Source organism: Mesorhizobium sp. WSM4850, from assembly GCF_055811735.1.
The window spans coordinates 132,570-149,750 of the sequence record NZ_JBVVPV010000010.1; the positions used below are offsets into that span (position 1 = coordinate 132,570).

Here is a 17,181-nt window from a genome sequence, read left to right on the forward strand (position 1 = left end):
GCGCAGAGGCATAGGCCGAGTTCCTTCGCAGCGCTTTCCCGCAAACTTCGACAGGCTAATGCAGCACTCCGCCGGGGCGCCGCTGCGCTACATCGTCGCCGCCTTCTCGATCTGCCCGCGAATCTCGCCGTCCTTGTGGGCCGCCGTATGGATGTTGATGTAGTATTTGCCGGCCATCAGGTCGGCAGCCTGCGCGTCGGTCAGGATCGCGGCCCCCTTGAACGGGCTTTTCGCAGCGCCCTTGAACGGGACGACGACGTCGGCATTTTCACCCTTTGCTGCCGGACCGTGAATATGTCCGGCCGTCGCCGGTCCACTGAGACCTGAATACATCACGTTCCAGGTTAGCTGTTTCGTGTCGGTGTTGAAGCCGAGAGTGGCCTCGCCTTTGCCCTCCGTGGTGACAGGTGGATTCTGCTGAGCGCCATCGAGCGTCGCCTTCATCTTCATCATGTCGGCCAAGGCCGGTGAACCGCACAGGAAGGCAGCCGAAACGGCCAGCGCCGAAAGCATCGGCGAGAAGGATTGCATGCGCATGGAATTCTCCGTTGTGGCGATGACATCCGCTGGAGCAGGATGCACTGGAACAACGGTTGTGGCGAGCGCATGTTTCCACCGGTAACGGCTATTTTACATGCCAAAAAAAAGGGGGCGGTCGCCCGTCCCCTTTTTTTCGAATTGCGGGCCCCAGAGGCCCGGGTTGATGGCCCTTGCTTGATGGCCCCTACTTGATGGCCTTGTCGGTGATGGCGGTCGTGTAGGCGCCGGTCGGCTCCTTGGTGATGATCTTCTGGTCGAGCAGCGCCTTGGCGGTGCGCGCGTAGGTCGCCGGGTCGAGCTTGCCGTCGGCATTGTCGATCAGCTTGGCGACTTCGCCCATCATGCGCTTCTGGTGGTTCTCGTCCTGGCCGCCATTGTCCATGACGATGCCGGCCGCCTCGTCGGAATTGTCGACGGCGTATTTCCAGCCCTTCATCGAGGCGCGCACGAAACGCACCATCTTGTCCTCGAAGGCCGGATCCTTGAGCTTGTCCTCCAGGGCGTAGAGCCCGTCCTCAAGCAGGTCGTTGCCCATGGCCGAGTAGTTGAACACGATCAGCTCTTCCGGCTTGTAGCCGGCATCGATGAGCTGCCAGTATTCGTTGTAGGTCATGACCGAAATACAATCCGCCTGCTTCTGGATCAGCGGCTGCACGTCGAAACTCTGCTTCAGCACGGTGACGCCATCCGGGCCGCCGTCGGTCTTCAAGCCGAGCTTGTTCATCCAGGCGTAGAACGGATACTCGTTGCCGAAGAACCAGACGCCGAGCGTATGGCCCTTGAAGTCGGCTTCGGTCTTGACCGGGCCGTCCTTCGGGCAGACCAGCTGCATGCCGGCCTTCTTGAACGGCTGGGCGATATTGACCAGCGGCACGCCCTTTTCGCGTGCTGCCAGCGCGCCGCCCATCCAGTCGACGATGACGTCGGCGCCGCCGCCGGCGATCACCTGCTCGGGCGCAATATCGGGGCCGCCCGGCTTGATCTCGACGTCGAGGCCCTCGGCCTCATAAAAACCCTTGTCCTTGGCGACGTAGTAGCCGGCGAACTGGGCCTGCGTGACCCATTTCAGCTGCAGCGTCACCTTGTCTGCGGCCATCGCCTGGAACGCGGCAAGCGACATCGCGCCGGCCAGCATCGAAACAACAAGTCTTTTCATGCTTTTACCCTCTGAAGTTAAGTGTTTACCCTTTTAGGACCAGGACCTTCAATCCAACCCTGATTCCAAACCCGCCACCGCCCTATCCACCACGGACGGAGGGATGCCAAAACGTGACTGCTCTCTCGAAAAGAGCGACCACGCCATAAAAGACCGAACCCGCAAGTGCTGCAACTGCGATTTCGGCCCAGACCATGTCGATATTCATCCGTCCGACTTCGGTCGAAATCCGGAATCCCATGCCGACCACCGGCGTGCCGAAGAACTCCGCGACGATGGCGCCGATCAGCGCCAGCGTCGAATTGATCTTCAGCGCATTGAAGATGAAGGGCGCTGCCGCCGGCAGCCGCAGCTTGAACAGCGTCTGCCAGTAGCTCGACGCATAGGTGCGCATCAGATCGCGTTCCATGTGGCCGGAGGCAGCAAGCCCGGCGACCGTGTTCACCAGCATCGGGAAGAAGGTCATGATGATGACGACGGCGGCCTTCGACTGCCAGTCGAAGCCGAACCACATGACCATGATCGGCGCCACGCCGATGATCGGCAGCGCCGACACCATATTGCCGATCGGCAGCAAGCCGCGGCGCAGGAACGGCACGCGGTCGGCCGCGATGGCGGCGATGAAGCCGGCGCCGCTACCGACGATATAGCCGAAGATCACCGCCTTGAAGATGGTCTGCCGCACGTCGGCGGCCAGCACCGGCAGCGAATTGGCGATGCGCACGCCGATGGCGCTTGGCGGCGGCAGCAGGATGAAAGGAATGCCGGCGCCGCGCGTCACCGCCTCCCAGATGATCAGGATCCAGGCGCCGAAGATCGCCGGGATGATCAGCCGCAAAGCGGTCGCCGCCCAGCGCGAGGCCGGGCGAAGCGCTGACAGCACCGTCACGCAACGCCAGGCCAGAAGCCATGCCGCGGCGAGCAGCAGATAGAACGACGCGCGAGCGGTGCCTTCGTTGCCGGTTATGCCGGCGAGCAGCAGCCACGCCGCGCCATGCGCGCTAAGGAAGAGCAACACCACCCCGACTGCCGGCGGGAAATTGTCGGCCTCGATTGCCAGGAGCAGCAACAAAAAAATCAAAGCCGCGGTACCGACACCATAGCCGAGCGCCGCATCGACAAGCGGCCAAAGAAGCAGCGCGCCGGCAAGAAGGACAAGCGCGGCATACCCTTGCCACGAGCGGGGGGTGATCGACGAAAGGCTCAGGAGGGAACTCATGCCGGCCTCCCGCCCATGGCGCGGTCGACGAGGCGCCCGGCAATGCCGACCACCATCACCAGCAAGGCCGCCACCACCGAGCCGGCCACCAGCGCCGACCAGATGTCGATGGTCTGACTGTAATAGGCGCCGGCGAGCAGCTTGGCGCCGATGCCGGCGACGGCACCGGTCGGCAGTTCACCGACGATGGCGCCGACCAGGCTGGCGGCGACCGCCACCTTCATCGAGGTGAACAGGAACGGCACCGATGCCGGCACCCGCAACTTCCAGAAGGTCTGCGAGGGGCTGGCATTGTAGGTGTGCATCAGGTCGAGATGGGTGAGTTCGGGCGAACGCAGCCCCTTGACCATGCCGACCGCCACCGGGAAGAACGACAGATAGGTCGAGATCAGCGCCTTCGGGATCAGGCCGGTAACGCCGATCGCCGCCAGCACGACGATGATCATCGGCGCCACCGCCAGGATCGGAATGGTCTGCGAGGCGATGATCCACGGCATCAGGCTGCGGTCGAGCGTCGCCACATGGACGATGCCGACGGCAATCAGGATGCCGAGCGCCGTGCCGAAAGCGAAGCCGAGCAGCGTCGAGGACAGCGTCACCCAGGCATTGTAGACAAGGCTGCGATTGCTGGTGACCTTGCGCAGAAACGTGTTCTCGAAGAAATTCACCGCCACCTGATGCGGCGCCGGCAGTGTCGGCTTCGGCTGCGCCATCGTCTTGCCGATGAACTCCACGATCCCCGGCGTCTCGCCGGCACGGCGGTCGAGATCGCGCTGGAACGGCGCGTTGAGGATGACGGCGAAAACATACCAGACGACCACCACGCCTGCGAGGATCGAGGTCACCGGAACGATCTTGTCGCGAAAGGAGTCCATCAGCGAAGCTCCCCTCCTCTCCCCAACGGGGAGAGGGTGGCCGGAGCGAAGCGGAGGCCGGGTGAGGGGGTAGAAATCTTTCCGTCGAGGCAAGCCAGGATCGTATCAAGGACCGCTCGGCGCTCGGCCAAAACTTCATGGTTCCAGAACCGGAGAACGGAATAACCATGCCCATTCAGCCAGGCCGTCCTGGCGGGGTCGGTTGGTGAATCCGCATGCTGGCTGCCATCGAGTTCGACAATCAGACCCTTCTCGCGACAAACGAAATCCGCGATGAAAGGTCCAAGCGGCACTTGCCTCACAAATTTGTAGCCGTTGAGATGACGTCCTCTCAGATCCCCCCAAAGTCGGTACTCAGCCTCGGTTTCGTCGACCCGCAGCTTTCGAGCGCGAGCGGTTGCCCCGGCATTTCTTTTGGTCGGATCTGTCGGCGCCGCCCCCTCACCCGACCTCCGCTTCGCTCCGGCCACCCTCTCCCCGTCGGGGAGAGGAGGGAGCCCATCCCGCCCAATCCTCATAGCTGTGCCCTGCCCTGCGCCGCGTCGCTTCGCTCCTTGCTCCGCCCTAGGATGACGAAGGCATGGGTGGGCCCGCTGGCACCGTCGGGGAGAGGAGAGAGCCCATCCCGCTCAATCCTCATAGCTGTGCCCTGCCCTGAGCCCGTCACGCACCCGCGCCGCGATCGCCAAAAACTCCGGCGTCTCGCGAATGTCGAGCGGCCGCTTCTTCGGCAGCGTCGATTCGATGACATCGCTGACGCGGCCCGGGCGCGGCGACATGACTATGATCCGCGTCGACAGGTAGACCGCCTCGGGAATGGAATGGGTGACGAAGCAGATGGTCTTGTTGGTCCGATCCCAAAGCTCCAGCAGTTGTTCGTTGAGGTGGTCGCGCACGATCTCGTCCAGCGCGCCGAACGGCTCGTCCATCAACAGAAGATCGGCATCGAACGCCAGCGCCCGCGCGATCGAGGCACGCTGCTGCATGCCGCCGGAAAGCTGCCACGGGTATTTCTGCTCGAAGCCGGCCAGGTTGACGAGATCGAGCGTGCGCTTGATGCGCGCCGCCTGCTCTGCCTTCGACAGGCCCATGATCTCCAGCGGCAGCGCCACATTGCGCTCGATCGTGCGCCACGGATAAAGTGCGGCCGCCTGGAAGACATAGCCATAGGCGCGGTTTTCGCGCGCCTGCTCCGGCGTCACGCCATTGACGGAGATGCTTCCCGATGTCGGTTTCTCGAGATCGGCGATGACCCGCAGCAAGGTCGTCTTGCCGCAGCCGGACGGCCCGATGAAGGAGACGAATTCGCCCTTGCCGATGGTCAGGTCGACATCCGACAGCGCCTGCACCGGACCGTCGCTGGTCTGGAAGGTGAGGCCGAGCTTGCTTGCCGAAACGACGGCTGGCGACTGTCCGGTCATAGGCCGCAGCCTGGCTTTTCGCACCGCCGCCGCGCCGGCCGCACTCCCGTTGCTTTTGCCAAAATGCTGCTTTCCACTTATCTTGTCCCACTCGATCGAGAGTTTGCCCGATGTCGTCCAAACCCACCTGCCATCTTATCCGCCCCGAAGGCTCTTATGAAGGCAAGCAGGGATTGAGTTATTTCACCGGCATCGCCGCCGAGACGGTCGGCTCTACCGGCATCTGCATGCACCTGCTCACCATGCCGCCCGGTGCCCGCGCCAAGGCGCATATGCACGAAAGCCATGAGACGGCGATCTATGTGCTCTCCGGCGAGGTCCATACCTGGTATGGCGACCGGCTCGAGCAGCAGACCGTGGCCAAGGCCGGCGACCTCTTCTACATTCCCGCCGGCGTGCCGCATCTGCCGGCCAATCTGAGCGACAGCCCGGCCTCGGCGGTCATCGCCCGCACCGATCCCAACGAACAGGAAAGCGTCGTGCTGCTGCCGCAACTGGATGGGCTGGTCGCCTGAGGCCGGCTTCAGTGCAATCGCTTCAGGTTTGCGCTGCCCATGAGGGGCGGCGCCGACGTCGACAAACCCGCGCAAGCTCACACCCCGGTCGCCGGAATGCCTGATCGTTCCACCTTGCGCGGCGCGGAAATTTCCTTCCAGGTCGACAGCGCCCGATTGACCGCGGCATTCGGCTCGCGGCCGACGAATTCGCCATGGCCGGGCTTCGCCTTGACCTCGTTCTCCTGGATCGACAATTCGCCGCGCGAAAAGACGAAGCGCGGCAGGCCGGTCACCTCAAAACCTTCGAAGACGTTGTAGTCGATCACCGACTGCTGCTTCTTGGAAGTGATCGTCTTCTTGCGCTTCGGGTCCCAGACGACGATGTCGGCGTCGGCGCCTTCGACGATGGCGCCCTTCCTCGGATACATGTTGAGGATTTTGGCGATGTTGGTCGAGGTCACCGCGACGAATTCGTTCATCGTGAGCCGGCCGGTGTTGACGCCCGTCGTCCACAGCACCGGCAAGCGGTCCTCGAGCCCGCCGGTGCCGTTCGGGATCTTGGTGAAATCGCCGACACCGTTGCGCTTCTGGCTGGTGGTGAAGGCGCAATGGTCGGTTGCCACCACTTGCAGCGATCCGGCCTGCAGGCCGGCCCACAGCGAATCCTGGTGCAGTTTGTTGCGGAACGGCGGGCTCATGACGCGGCGCGCCGCATGGTCCCAGTCCTTGTTGAAATATTCGCTCTCGTCGAGCGTCAGATGCTGGATCAGCGGCTCGCCGAACACCCGCATGCCCTTCTGCCGCGCCCGGCGAATGGCTTCATGGGCCTGCTCGCAGGAGACATGCACGACATAGAGCGGCACGCCGGCCATGTCGGCGATCATGATGGCGCGGTTGGTCGCCTCGCCTTCCACTTCCGGCGGCCGCGAGTAAGCGTGCCCTTCGGGGCCGTTGTTGCCGGCGGCCAGCAGCTTCTGCGACAGTGCGGCGACCACGTCGCCATTCTCGGCATGGACCAGCGGCAGCGCGCCAAGGTCGGCGCAGCGCTGGAACGACGAATACATCTCGTCGTCGTCGACCATCAGCGCGCCCTTGTAGGCCATGAAGTGCTTGAACGAGGTGATGCCCTTGTCGACGACGGTGGCCATCTCGTCGAACACCTGCTTGCCCCACCAGGTGATCGCCATGTGGAAAGAATAGTCGCAAGACGCTTTCGAGGTCTTGTTGTCCCACATCTGCAGGGCCTCGAGCAGCGACTGCTGCGGCGCCGGCAGACAGAAATCGACAACCATCGTGGTGCCGCCGGCAAGCGCGGCGCGGGTGCCGCTCTCGAAATCGTCGGCCGAATAGGTGCCCATGAACGGCATTTCGAGATGGGTGTGCGGATCGATGCCGCCCGGCATCACATAGCAGCCGCTGGCGTCGAACTCGTGGTCGCCATGCAGGTCCGGCCCGATGGCGATGATCTTGCCGTGCTTGAACAGCACGTCGGCCTTCCAGCTTCGATCGGCGGTGACGATGGTGCCGTTCTTGATGACTTTGGACATTTTCTTGTTCCCTTGTTTTTCTCGCGCTTCTTGGTGAGCGGCCTGCTTGATTAGATCGGTTCGGGATCGAGCCCTGAACGGCCTCTACATGACTCCAACTTCCCGCAATATCTCCTCGACGCAACCGTCGAAAGAATTTGCCAGGTCTCCTGTCGAAAACCGCAGCACACGATAGCCCTGTCGGCCAAACCATGCATCGCGTATTCGATCCTTGTCCATCTGCTCCGGCGTGAAGTGATGCTCTCCATCGACCTCGATGACGAGGTTCTTCTCATGTAACACGAAGTCCGCAATGTAAGGTCCGATCGGCGCCTGCTTCCTGGCATGCAGGCCGTAGAGGCGACGGAACTCTTTCAATTCAGACCAGAGCTTGCGTTCACCATCCGTCATGTTCCGGCGCAGTGCCCTGGCACGCTTTATGGCGGCTGGATCGATCGCGCTCGGTGCCAAGACGAGTACCCCCACCCTCAATCCCTCCCCACAAGGGGGAGGGAGGCTTTTCGTCGCACTACCACAGCTGAACCCATCAAAGCTTTCGCCACAGGAAGAGGAGCCGGCATTGCCAGTCCCCCTCCCCCCTGTGGGGAGGGGTTAGGGGTGGGGGTACAGCGCCGACGTCTCACTCCACAATCACCGCCGTCTCCACCACTGCGTGGAACAGCACGTCGGCGCCGGCCGCCGCCCATTCCTTGGTGATCTCCTCGGCCTCGTTGTGGCTGAGCCCGTCGACGCAAGGGCACATCACCATTGCCGTCGGCGCGACGCGGTTGATCCAGCAGGCGTCGTGGCCGGCGCCGGAGACGATGTTGCGATGCGTGTAACCCAGGCGCTCGGCTGCATCCCGCACAGCCTTGATGCAGCCCGGATCGAAAGTCACCGGATCGAAATGGCCGACCTGGTCGATTTGATATTGGATGTCGAGCGCTTCGCAGATCGTGTCGATGCCTTCGCGAATACGCCCGTCCATGGCGTCGAGCACTTCCTTTTCCGGCGAGCGGATGTCGATGGTGAACATGGTGCGGCCGGCAATGATGTTGCGCGAGTTCGGATAGACTTCCATGTGGCCGACCGCGCCGACGGCGTCGGGCTGGTAGTCCATGGCGATCTCGTGCACCAGCTCGATCACCCGCGCCATGCCGAGCCCGGCATTGCGGCGCTTGGGCATCGGCGTCGAGCCGGTATGCGCCTCCTTGCCGGTCAGCGTCACCTGCAGCCATTTCAATCCCTGGCCATGGGTGACGACGCCGATGTCGATGCCCTCGTCCTCGAGGATCGGGCCCTGCTCGATATGCAGCTCGAAGAAGGCGTGGATCTTGCGCTCACCGACTTTCTCGCTGCCTTTCCAGCCGATGCGTTCGAGCTCCTCGCCGAATTTCTTGCCGTCCTTGTCGACATGTTCGTAGACGTCGGCCTGGTCGAGGACGCCGGCGAACACGCCGGATGCCATCATCGCCGGCGCAAAGCGCGCGCCTTCCTCGTTCGTCCAGTTGGTGACGACGATCGGATGTTTTGTCTTGATGCCGAGTTCGTTGAGCGAGCGCACGATCTCCAGGCCGCCGAGCACACCAAGCACGCCGTCATACTTGCCGCCGGTCGGCTGGGTGTCGAGATGGCTGCCGACATAGACCGGCGGCAGATCGGGCTCGGTGCCCTCGCGGCGGGCAAACATCGTGCCCATCTCGTCGAGGCCCATTTCAAGTCCCGCCGCCTCGCACCAGCGCTTGAACAGCTGCCGCCCCTCGCCGTCCGCGTCGGTCAACGTCTGGCGATTGTTGCCGCCGGCAACGCCGGGGCCGATCTTCGCCATCTCCATTATCGAATCCCACAAACGGTCTGAATTGATTCGCAGATTCTCGCCCGGAGCGGCCATTTCTAAAACCTCATCGATTGCGCAGCGTCCCCCAGGGAAAGCTGCGCCGCGTTTCTCAATCCACCGCCCTCAGCACTTCACGCACATGGTCGATCAATTCGTTGATCTGGCCCTTGGTGATGATCAGCGGCGGCGACAGCGCGATGATGTCGCCGGTGGTGCGGATCAGCGCGCCGCGCTCGAACGCTTTCACAAAAGCCGAGAAGGCACGCTTGGTCGGACTGCCGGGGATGGGCGCCAACTCGATCGCACCGATCAGGCCGATGTTTCTGATGTCGATGACGTTCGGCTCGCCCTTCAGCGAATGCAGTGCGTCTTCCCAATACGGCGCCAGTTCCTGGCCGCGGGTGAGCAGGCCCTCTTCCTTATAGGTATCGAGCGTGCCCAGCGCCGCCGCACAGGCGATCGGATTGCCCGAATAGGTGTAGCCGTGGAAGAACTCGATCATATGCTCGGGGCCGGTCATGAAGGCGTCGTGGATTTCCTTCTTGACGAACACCGCGCCCATCGGGATGACGCCGTTGGAGACGCCCTTGGCGGTGGTCATGATGTCGGGCGTGACGCCGAAATAGTCGGCGGCAAACGGCGTGCCGAGACGGCCGAAGCCGGTGATGACCTCGTCGAAGATCAAAAGGATGCCATGCCTGGTGCAAATCTCGCGCAGCCTCTCGAGATAGCCCTTCGGCGGCAGGATGACGCCGGTGGAACCCGCCACCGGCTCGACGATAACGGCCGCGATGGTCGAGGCGTCGTGCAGCGCGACGATGCGCTCCAACTCGTTGGCCAGTTCCGCGCCATGCTCGGGCACGCCCTTGGTGAACGAATTCTTCTCCGGCAGGTGGGTGTGCGGCATGTGGTCGACGCCGCCGAGCAGCGTGCCGAACATCTTGCGGTTGGTGACGATGCCGCCGACCGAGATGCCGCCGAAATTGACGCCGTGATAGCCGCGCTCGCGGCCGATCAGGCGGGTGCGCGAGCCCTCGCCTCTGGCGCGGTGATAGGCGATCGCCATCTTCAACGCGGTCTCGACCGATTCCGATCCGGAATTGGTGAAGAACACGTGGTCCATGCCCTCCGGCGCCAGGTCGACCAAACGGTTCGCCAATTCGAAGACGATCGGGTGACCCATCTGGAACGCCGGCGCATAGTCGAGCTCGGCGGCCTGGCTCTGGATCGCATCGGTGATCTTCGGCCGGCAGTGGCCGGCATTGACGCACCACAGGCCGGCAGTGCCGTCTAAAACCGTGCGACCGTCGCTCGTCGTGTAATGCATGTCCTTGGCGGACACCATCATGCGCGGCGCCTGCTTGAACTGCCGGTTTGCCGTGAACGGCATCCAGAATGCGCTGAGATCGTTCGGCGTGACTTTCAGCCGGTTGGACATGACCAAGACTTCCCCTTGTAACCTGTTTCGGTGCGGCTAACGCTTGGTCTTCCCGACACTTGGTCTCTGCTGCGTTTTCGTGCTACGCAAATTTTGACCGATTGGACAAACGTTAGCACCGCCCTGTCGGCGGTCAAGGGATTACTAGCGGAAATGCGGCAGCTGAGGCGCGCTCCACAGGCCGGAGAAAAACTGGTCCAGAGAATTGGTCCAGATGGCTCTCCAAGCCATGGTATGCCGCGGTGACGGCCGACATGGAAATTCCGGCCCCTCGCCGTACCCGCATCCAGCAGGAAAAGCGCGAGCTGATCCTGGAGGCGGCGCTCGAGGTGTTCTCGACCAACGGCTTTCGCGGCTCGACCATCGACCAGATCGCCGAAGCCGCCGGCATGTCGAAGCCGAACCTGCTCTACTATTTCCGCCGCAAGGAGGACATCCACGAGACGCTGATGCAGCGGCTTCTCGACACCTGGCTGGCGCCGCTGCGCGAACTCGACGACATCGGCGATCCCTTGACCGAATTGCGCAGCTATATCAGGCGCAAGCTCGAAATGGCGCGCGATTTCCCCAGGGAAAGCCGCCTGTTCGCCAACGAGATCCTGCAGGGCGCGCCGCGCATCATGCCGATGCTGGAAGGCGAGCTGAAGACGCTGGTCGACGAGAAGGCCGCCGTCATCAAGGGCTGGATGCGCGCCGGCAAGATCGCGCCCACCGACCCCTGGCACCTGATCTTCTCGATCTGGGCGACGACGCAGCACTATGCCGATTTCGACGTTCAGGTCCGCGCCGTGCTCGGACCCGACCGCGGCGGCGACGGCCGCTTCGAGGATGCTGCAAGGTTTCTCGAACAATTGTTCATCGACGGGCTGAAGCCGAAGAGCTGAAGCTTCAGCAATTGGTTTGACAGATTGAGACCGTTTGCCAGAGGCTGCGGCGGCTGCCTCCGCGAGGCGGCCACCGAACCTTCAAAGCGGCTGCGCCGCCAGCGCCAGGAAACCTCCAGTCAGCGCCACGTTGCGACAAAGCCGTTGATGCGCGACGCGCGCTCGGGGCCCTGATGATCCCAGAAATTGTGGAACATCGGCGTGGCCACCATCAGGAACAGCACCAGGCACAGAGCCGCGGCAGCGGTCCAGACACCTGATATCACCAGCGCTCCGGAAACGATTTGCAGGACGATCCCCAACCACAGCATCAGCCGCGCCTGCGGCACGCCTCGCGTCGTCATCAGCTGGGTCAGGAAGCCTGCATTCTGGACGTTGCGCAGGCCGGCAAAGACAAAGGCGCCGCCAAGCAGCAGGCGTGCGGCAACCAGAATCTCATTCTCAAAATTCGACAACATGGTCTTGATCTCAAAGCAAAAAGAGACGCGCGGCGTTAAGGCTGTCCACCCACTTTCGTCCGCTCAGGCGGCCTTGGCCGCCGCTACCGGATGAATGGCGTGGAAGGGAACGCAGAGCCGGTTCCAGGTGTTGATCATGCCGATCGCTACGGACAGCTTGACAAGTTCCTCTTCCGAGAAGTGTCCAAGCGTTTTTGCATAGAGATCATCCGGCACGCCGCTGTCGGCGATCTTCGTCACCACGTCGGTCCAGGCGAAGGCAGCACGTTCGCGCTCGGAAAACAGCGGCGATTCCTTCCAGGCGGAGACGAGATAGAGCCGCTGCTCGGTCTCGCCATCTCGGCGCGCCTCGCGGCTGTGCATCTCGACGCAGTACGAACAGCCATTGATCTGCGACGCCCGCAGCTTGATCAGATGCAGCAGGCCTTTCTCGAGCCCGCACTCGTCGACCGCCTTGTTGAGCGCCGATACCGCTTTCATGATTTCCGGCGCCGCGCCGAAGAATTGCAGCCTCTGCTTCATTCTCTTTCCCTTCACGCTTGCTTGGTTGAACTGGATTTCTGCGGTCGTTGATGACGCTCGACAAAGGCGCAGTTGGCGGCGACTGAACGGGGATCGGCATCGCTCCCGTATTCCGCAACGATGTCGGACAGCCGGGACTCGGCAAGAGCGGCGCGATAGGCGCGCTCGGCCTTCAGCATCGCGACGCTGATGCCGCAGGGTTTGACATAGGCCGAGGCATCGAGCCTGGCCGGCCCGCGCTGACGGATTTCGCCGCAACGGAAGGCCGGTTCGCGTCCTTCGACGGCGAGCACGATGTCGAGCAGCGTTATGCGCTCCGCCTGCCGCGCCAGCCGGAAACCGCCCGATGGCCCGGGCACCGATTCCAGGATGCCCGACGCCGTGAGCGCGTTGAGATGCTTGAGCAGATAGCTTGGCGACAGGCCGAACGCTTCCGCCATGGCAGCACCCGGCATGGTCGACGCGCCTTCCACGCCGGCAAGCATGGCGGCGCAGTGGATGGCCGCTTCAACGCCCTCGCCCAGCTTCATTTTTCTGAATTCCAATTCATGGATATATCTTATCGTGGATAATTTTTATCCGCAATAGGAATATCCGGGCCTACGGTTCCTTTTCAAAGGGTTGCGCTGCCCCTCATTGCCCTGCCGGGCATTTCTCCCCGTATAGTGACGGGGAGAAAGACGCTATCACCGATGATTTCGCCAATTGTCGGCGGTGCAAAAAGGGCGGCGAGGTTGCGGCAATCCCCCTTCTCCCCGTCACGATACGGGGAGAAGGTGCCGGCAGGCGGATGAGGGGCAGCGCCAACCTCGACAATTCAACCGGACGAAACCGATCTGGCGCTTCGACCAAACTTACTCCGCGGCCACCTTGGCCATCGGGTTGTTTGGATGCGTCGTCCAGTTGGCGTAGACCGGCGACACCGGTCTGCCGGTGCGCTGGTCGATGACGCCGGCCGCCAACGGCTCCATGGTGATGCAGTTCTCGACAGGGCAGACATTGACGCAGAGGTTGCAGCCGACGCATTCGGCCTCGATCACCTCGAAATGCCGCTTGCCGTCAACCATGCTGGTGATCGCCTGGTGCGAAGTGTCCTCGCAGGCGATGTGGCAGCGGCCGCATTTGATGCACGCCTCCTGGTCGATATGCGCCTTGGCGACGTAATTGAGGTTGAGATATTGCCAGTCGGTGACGTTGGGCGTGGCGCGGCCGACGATGTCGTCGAGCGAGGCATGGCCCTTCTCGTCCATCCAGTTTTCCAGGCCGGCGATCATCTCCTGCACGATCTTGAAGCCATAGGTCATCGCCGCCGTGCACACCTGCACATTGCCGGCACCGAGCGCCATGAATTCGGCAGCGTCGCGCCAAGTGGTGATGCCGCCGATACCGGAGATCGGCAAGCCGTGCGTTTCCGGATCGCGGGCGATCTCGGCGACCATGTTCATGGCGATCGGCTTCACCGCCGGGCCGCAATAGCCGCCATGCGAACCCTTGCCGTCGATGGTCGGCTCCGGTGCGAAACTGTCGAGATTGACGCCGGTGATCGAATTGATGGTGTTGATCAGCGACACCGCGTCGGTGCCGCCGGCAAGGGCGGCACGCGCCGGCTTGCGTATATCGGTGATGTTCGGCGTCAGCTTGGTGATGACAGGCATGCGGGTGTTGGCCTTGCACCAGCGCACCACCATTTCGATGTATTCCGGCACCTGGCCGACGGCGGCGCCCATGCCGCGTTCCGACATGCCGTGCGGGCAGCCGAAATTGAGCTCGATGCCGTCGGCCCCGGTCTCCTCGACCACCGGCAGGATCGCCTTCCACGCATGCTCCTCGCAAGGCACCATCAGCGAGACGACGATGGCGCGCTCGGGCCAGTCCATCTTGACCTGCTTGATCTCGCGCAGATTGGTCTGCAAGTCGCGGTCGGTGATCAGCTCGATGTTGTTCAAGCCGAGCAGGCGGCGATCGGCGCCCCAGATCGCGCCATAGCGCGGGCCGTTGACATTGACCACCGGCGGCCCCTCTTCGCCGAGCGTCTTCCAGACAACGCCGCCCCAGCCCGCCCTAAAGGCGCGGATGACATTGTAGGCCTTGTCGGTCGGCGGCGCCGAGGCCAGCCAGAACGGATTCGGCGATTTGATGCCGACGAAATTGTTTCTGATATCTGCCATGCTCATGCCCTCCCGTTCGAGGTCAGTGCCCGGTGGATCGATTCGGCCGCGTCGCGCCCCTGCGCGACTGCCGAGACGGTGAGGTCGTCGCCGCCATAGATGCAGTCGCCGCCGGCCCAGACGTTTGGCAGCGAGGTGCGGCCTTCGGCGTCGACCTTGATGCGGCCGGCTTCCAGCGCCAGCAAGGCGCCGCTGCCGTTGAGCGCAGCCGGGACAAAGCTCTGGCCGATCGCCTTGAACACCTGGTCGGCAGTGAGCGTCAGCCGCTCGCCGGTGCCGACGAGTTTCTCGCCATCCATCGCCGTATATTCGAGCTCGATGCCCGAGACCTTGCCGCCTTCGGCAATGACCCGCTTCGGCTGCAGCCAGTGACGGATGATGACGCCGTTGGCGGCGGCCAGGTCCTGCTCGAATTCGGAAGCGTTCATGTGCTCCTGACCGCGCCGGTAGCAGATCGTCACCTCTTCGGCGCCGAGCAGCTTTGATTGCACCGCCGCGTCGATCGCCGTCATGCCGCCGCCGATGACGACGACGCGCCGGCCGACCGGCAGGCTGGCAAGATCGCTGGCCTGGCGAAGCTCGGCAATGAACTCCACCGCATTGGTGACGCCTTGCGCGTCCTCGCCGTCGGCGCGCAGCGCGTTGACGCCGCCAAGTCCCATGCCGAGGAACACTGCATCGTAATTCCTGGTCAGGTCCGACAGCTGGTAATCGCGGCCAAGCGCCTTGCCGTTCTGGATGTCGATGCCGCCGATCGAAATGACATAGTCGACCTCGGCCTGGGCAAAATTGTCGATGCTCTTGTAAGCGGCGATGCCGTATTCATTGAGACCGCCGGCTTTCGGGCGGGCCTCGAGGATGGTCACGTCGTGACCGTGGCGGGCGAGCCGATGGGCGGCGGCAAGCCCGGCCGGTCCGGCGCCGACCACGGCGACCGTCTTGCCGGTCGGAGCGGCGCGCGCATAGAACTGCTTGTTCTCAGCCATCGCGACATCGGTGGCATAACGCTGCAGGCGGCCGATCTGCACCGGCTTGCCTTCAGCCACTTCGCGCACGCAGACCTCTTCGCACAGCGTCTCGGTCGGGCAGACGCGGGCGCACATGCCGCCCAAAATGTTCTGGTCGAAAATCGTCCTGGCCGAGCCGATCGGATTGCCGGTCGAGATCTGGCGGATGAACAGCGGGATGTCGATCGAGGTCGGGCATGCGTTCATGCACGGCGCATCGTAGCAGAAATAGCAGCGATCGGACTCGACCAGCGCCTCGTGATGATCGAGCGGCGGATGCAGGTCGGAAAAATTATCGGCATATTGCTCGGGCGAAAGCCGCCCGCCGGCAATGCCCTGCTTGAAATGACCAGTCGCCATTCCGCTTCCCCATTCCTTGTTGTTTTGCGGAAGGCTAGCACGTTTTGTTTTTTTATCAATTGGTCAATTTTCGACGCAAGCCGCTGAAAAGCCACGAGAAAACATGATATCAATACTCATGTTTTCTATATTGGCCTTGGCTGTCGGAATTCCGTCGCGAAGATCGTCCTAGATGGATCACGCATGATCGCTGACTGGAAACCCAAGGAGCACGACAATGCCAAACTCCCCGATGTCCTTCTTCTGGTACGAGCTGATGACCACCGATCTCGACGCTGCCGAAGCGTTCTACACCGATGTGGTGGGCTGGAAGGCGCAGCCCTTCGACGGCGCGCCCGGCATGCCGCGCTATATCGTGATGAATGTCGGCCAGCGCGGCGTCGGCGGGCTGATGACGCAGCCGGACGAAGTGCGCAAGACGGGCATGCCGCCAGCCTGGGTCGGTTACATCCATACCGGGGATGTCGATGCTTCCACGAAATCGCTGAAGGGGGCCGGCGGTGCGGTTCACCGCGAACCCGATGACATTCCGGGCGTCGGCCGCTTTGCCGTCGTCGCCGATCCGCAAGGCGCGGTGTTCAACTTCCTGCAGCCGATTGGCCCTGACCAGCCGCCGTTGCCGGCTACTACTCCCGGCAATATCGGCTGGCATGAACTCTACACGACCGACTGGCACGCCGCGTTCGATTTCTATGCCGGGCAATTCGGCTGGACCAAGGGCGACGCCATGGATATGGGGCCGATGGGCACCTACCAGCTGTTTGCCGCCGGCGGCGAACCTGTCGGCGGCATGATGAACAAGCCCGAGCAGGTTCCGGTGCCGGTCTGGCAGTTCTATTTCAATGTCCCCGCAATCGACGCGGCGGCCAAGCGTGTCACCGATAATGGCGGCACGATCCTGATGGGACCGATGGAGGTTCCCGGCGGCGGCTGGATCGTGATGTGCACGGACCCACAGGGTGCTCATTTCGCGCTGACGGCGCCGGTGCGGTAGCTGGGCCGGCGTCATGCTTGTCGAAGTGGGCGATCCTTCGCGCCCCCCTCTGTCCTGCCGGACATCTCCCCCACTTGGGGGGAGATTGGCAGCTCCGGCGACGGCACTCTTCTTGCGACCTTTGTGATTGGCGAATTCAGTGATGACGGCCGATCTCCCCCCTTGTGGGGGAGATGTCCGGCAGGACAGAGGGGGGCGCTGTCCCATAGGCGCTAACTTAGGGCACGAGCGTTATCCTTGCTGCGGCGGATTGGCTTTTTCGTCGCCTCGGTGGATCGC

At 62.9% G+C, this 17,181-nt stretch carries 18 protein-coding genes; 3 read left to right on the plus strand and 15 right to left on the minus strand.

Features of this window, described 5'->3' with window-relative positions; all coding sequences use genetic code 11:
* Positions 1-87: 87 nt before the first annotated feature.
* The 6 genes from AC0L2Z_RS13295 to AC0L2Z_RS13320 all read right to left on the minus strand — a co-directional run bounded on the left by AC0L2Z_RS13295 (position 88) and on the right by AC0L2Z_RS13320 (position 5,211).
* Entirely contained in the window at positions 88-537 is a 450-nt protein-coding gene (locus tag AC0L2Z_RS13295; RefSeq protein WP_287249500.1) for a CHRD domain-containing protein, read from the minus strand.
* Positions 538-724: 187 nt separating this feature from the next.
* Complete coding sequence (locus AC0L2Z_RS13300; RefSeq protein ID WP_023798699.1) at positions 725-1,696, minus strand: ABC transporter substrate-binding protein; 972 nt, start codon at positions 1,694-1,696, stop codon at positions 725-727.
* A gap of 82 nt (positions 1,697-1,778) precedes the next feature.
* On the minus strand, positions 1,779-2,915 hold the full coding sequence (locus tag AC0L2Z_RS13305; RefSeq protein WP_473628228.1) for an ABC transporter permease: 1,137 nt from the start codon (positions 2,913-2,915) through the stop codon (positions 1,779-1,781).
* Entirely contained in the window at positions 2,912-3,790 is an 879-nt protein-coding gene (locus tag AC0L2Z_RS13310) for an ABC transporter permease (protein WP_023798697.1), read from the minus strand. Before AC0L2Z_RS13310 ends, AC0L2Z_RS13305 begins: the two co-directional genes overlap by 4 nt.
* A complete protein-coding gene (locus AC0L2Z_RS13315) occupies positions 3,790-4,308 on the minus strand; it encodes an endonuclease domain-containing protein (RefSeq protein WP_473628229.1) in 519 nt (172 codons plus the stop codon). Before AC0L2Z_RS13315 ends, AC0L2Z_RS13310 begins: the two co-directional genes overlap by 1 nt.
* A 111-nt stretch (positions 4,309-4,419) precedes the next feature.
* The gene (locus tag AC0L2Z_RS13320; protein ID WP_287237206.1) at positions 4,420-5,211 is read right to left on the minus strand and encodes an ABC transporter ATP-binding protein; all 792 of its coding nucleotides are present in this window, start codon (positions 5,209-5,211) and stop codon (positions 4,420-4,422) included.
* A gap of 110 nt (positions 5,212-5,321) precedes the next feature.
* Between AC0L2Z_RS13320 and AC0L2Z_RS13325 the strand changes: the two genes are divergently transcribed.
* A complete protein-coding gene (locus tag AC0L2Z_RS13325) occupies positions 5,322-5,726 on the plus strand; it encodes a cupin domain-containing protein (RefSeq protein ID WP_027153830.1) in 405 nt (134 codons plus the stop codon).
* Between the two features lie 77 nt (positions 5,727-5,803).
* Here AC0L2Z_RS13325 and hydA read toward each other — a convergent pair whose 3' ends face one another.
* The 4 genes from hydA to aptA form a co-directional block, all read right to left on the minus strand.
* Positions 5,804-7,255 (minus strand): dihydropyrimidinase, encoded by a 1,452-nt coding sequence (gene hydA / locus AC0L2Z_RS13330; protein WP_287052614.1) that lies wholly within the window; start codon positions 7,253-7,255, stop codon positions 5,804-5,806.
* Between the two features lie 84 nt (positions 7,256-7,339).
* Positions 7,340-7,720 (minus strand): endonuclease domain-containing protein, encoded by a 381-nt coding sequence (locus tag AC0L2Z_RS13335; protein ID WP_473628231.1) that lies wholly within the window; start codon positions 7,718-7,720, stop codon positions 7,340-7,342.
* A 154-nt stretch (positions 7,721-7,874) separates the two neighbouring features.
* Positions 7,875-9,125 (minus strand): Zn-dependent hydrolase, encoded by a 1,251-nt coding sequence (locus tag AC0L2Z_RS13340; RefSeq protein ID WP_473628232.1) that lies wholly within the window; start codon positions 9,123-9,125, stop codon positions 7,875-7,877.
* 55 nt (positions 9,126-9,180) lie between these two features.
* Entirely contained in the window at positions 9,181-10,509 is a 1,329-nt protein-coding gene (gene aptA, locus AC0L2Z_RS13345; RefSeq protein ID WP_473628234.1) for an omega-aminotransferase AptA, read from the minus strand.
* Positions 10,510-10,763: 254 nt separating this feature from the next.
* Here aptA and AC0L2Z_RS13350 point away from each other — a divergent pair, with 254 nt between their 5' ends.
* A complete protein-coding gene (locus tag AC0L2Z_RS13350) occupies positions 10,764-11,393 on the plus strand; it encodes a TetR family transcriptional regulator C-terminal domain-containing protein (RefSeq protein WP_287077245.1) in 630 nt (209 codons plus the stop codon).
* A 119-nt stretch (positions 11,394-11,512) separates the two neighbouring features.
* Here AC0L2Z_RS13350 and AC0L2Z_RS13355 read toward each other — a convergent pair whose 3' ends face one another.
* From AC0L2Z_RS13355 to AC0L2Z_RS13375, 5 genes are all read right to left on the minus strand, one after another.
* Positions 11,513-11,851 carry a DoxX family protein gene (locus AC0L2Z_RS13355; RefSeq protein WP_473628235.1) on the minus strand — a complete coding sequence of 113 codons (339 nt, stop codon included), beginning with the start codon at positions 11,849-11,851 and terminating at the stop codon, positions 11,513-11,515.
* Between the two features lie 63 nt (positions 11,852-11,914).
* Positions 11,915-12,373 (minus strand): carboxymuconolactone decarboxylase family protein, encoded by a 459-nt coding sequence (locus tag AC0L2Z_RS13360; RefSeq protein ID WP_473628237.1) that lies wholly within the window; start codon positions 12,371-12,373, stop codon positions 11,915-11,917.
* Between the two features lie 11 nt (positions 12,374-12,384).
* The gene (locus AC0L2Z_RS13365) at positions 12,385-12,903 is read right to left on the minus strand and encodes an RrF2 family transcriptional regulator (RefSeq protein ID WP_473628238.1); all 519 of its coding nucleotides are present in this window, start codon (positions 12,901-12,903) and stop codon (positions 12,385-12,387) included.
* A gap of 324 nt (positions 12,904-13,227) precedes the next feature.
* Positions 13,228-14,541, minus strand: coding sequence for an NAD-dependent dihydropyrimidine dehydrogenase subunit PreA (gene preA, locus AC0L2Z_RS13370; protein WP_128167225.1), 1,314 nt, complete (start codon positions 14,539-14,541; stop codon positions 13,228-13,230).
* A 2-nt stretch (positions 14,542-14,543) separates the two neighbouring features.
* Positions 14,544-15,908 carry an NAD(P)-dependent oxidoreductase gene (locus AC0L2Z_RS13375; RefSeq protein WP_287249480.1) on the minus strand — a complete coding sequence of 455 codons (1,365 nt, stop codon included), beginning with the start codon at positions 15,906-15,908 and terminating at the stop codon, positions 14,544-14,546.
* A 217-nt stretch (positions 15,909-16,125) separates the two neighbouring features.
* Between AC0L2Z_RS13375 and AC0L2Z_RS13380 the strand changes: the two genes are divergently transcribed.
* Positions 16,126-16,902, plus strand: a complete 777-nt coding sequence (locus AC0L2Z_RS13380; protein ID WP_287249478.1) for a VOC family protein — start codon at positions 16,126-16,128, stop codon at positions 16,900-16,902.
* The last annotated feature ends 279 nt before the right edge of the window (positions 16,903-17,181 follow it).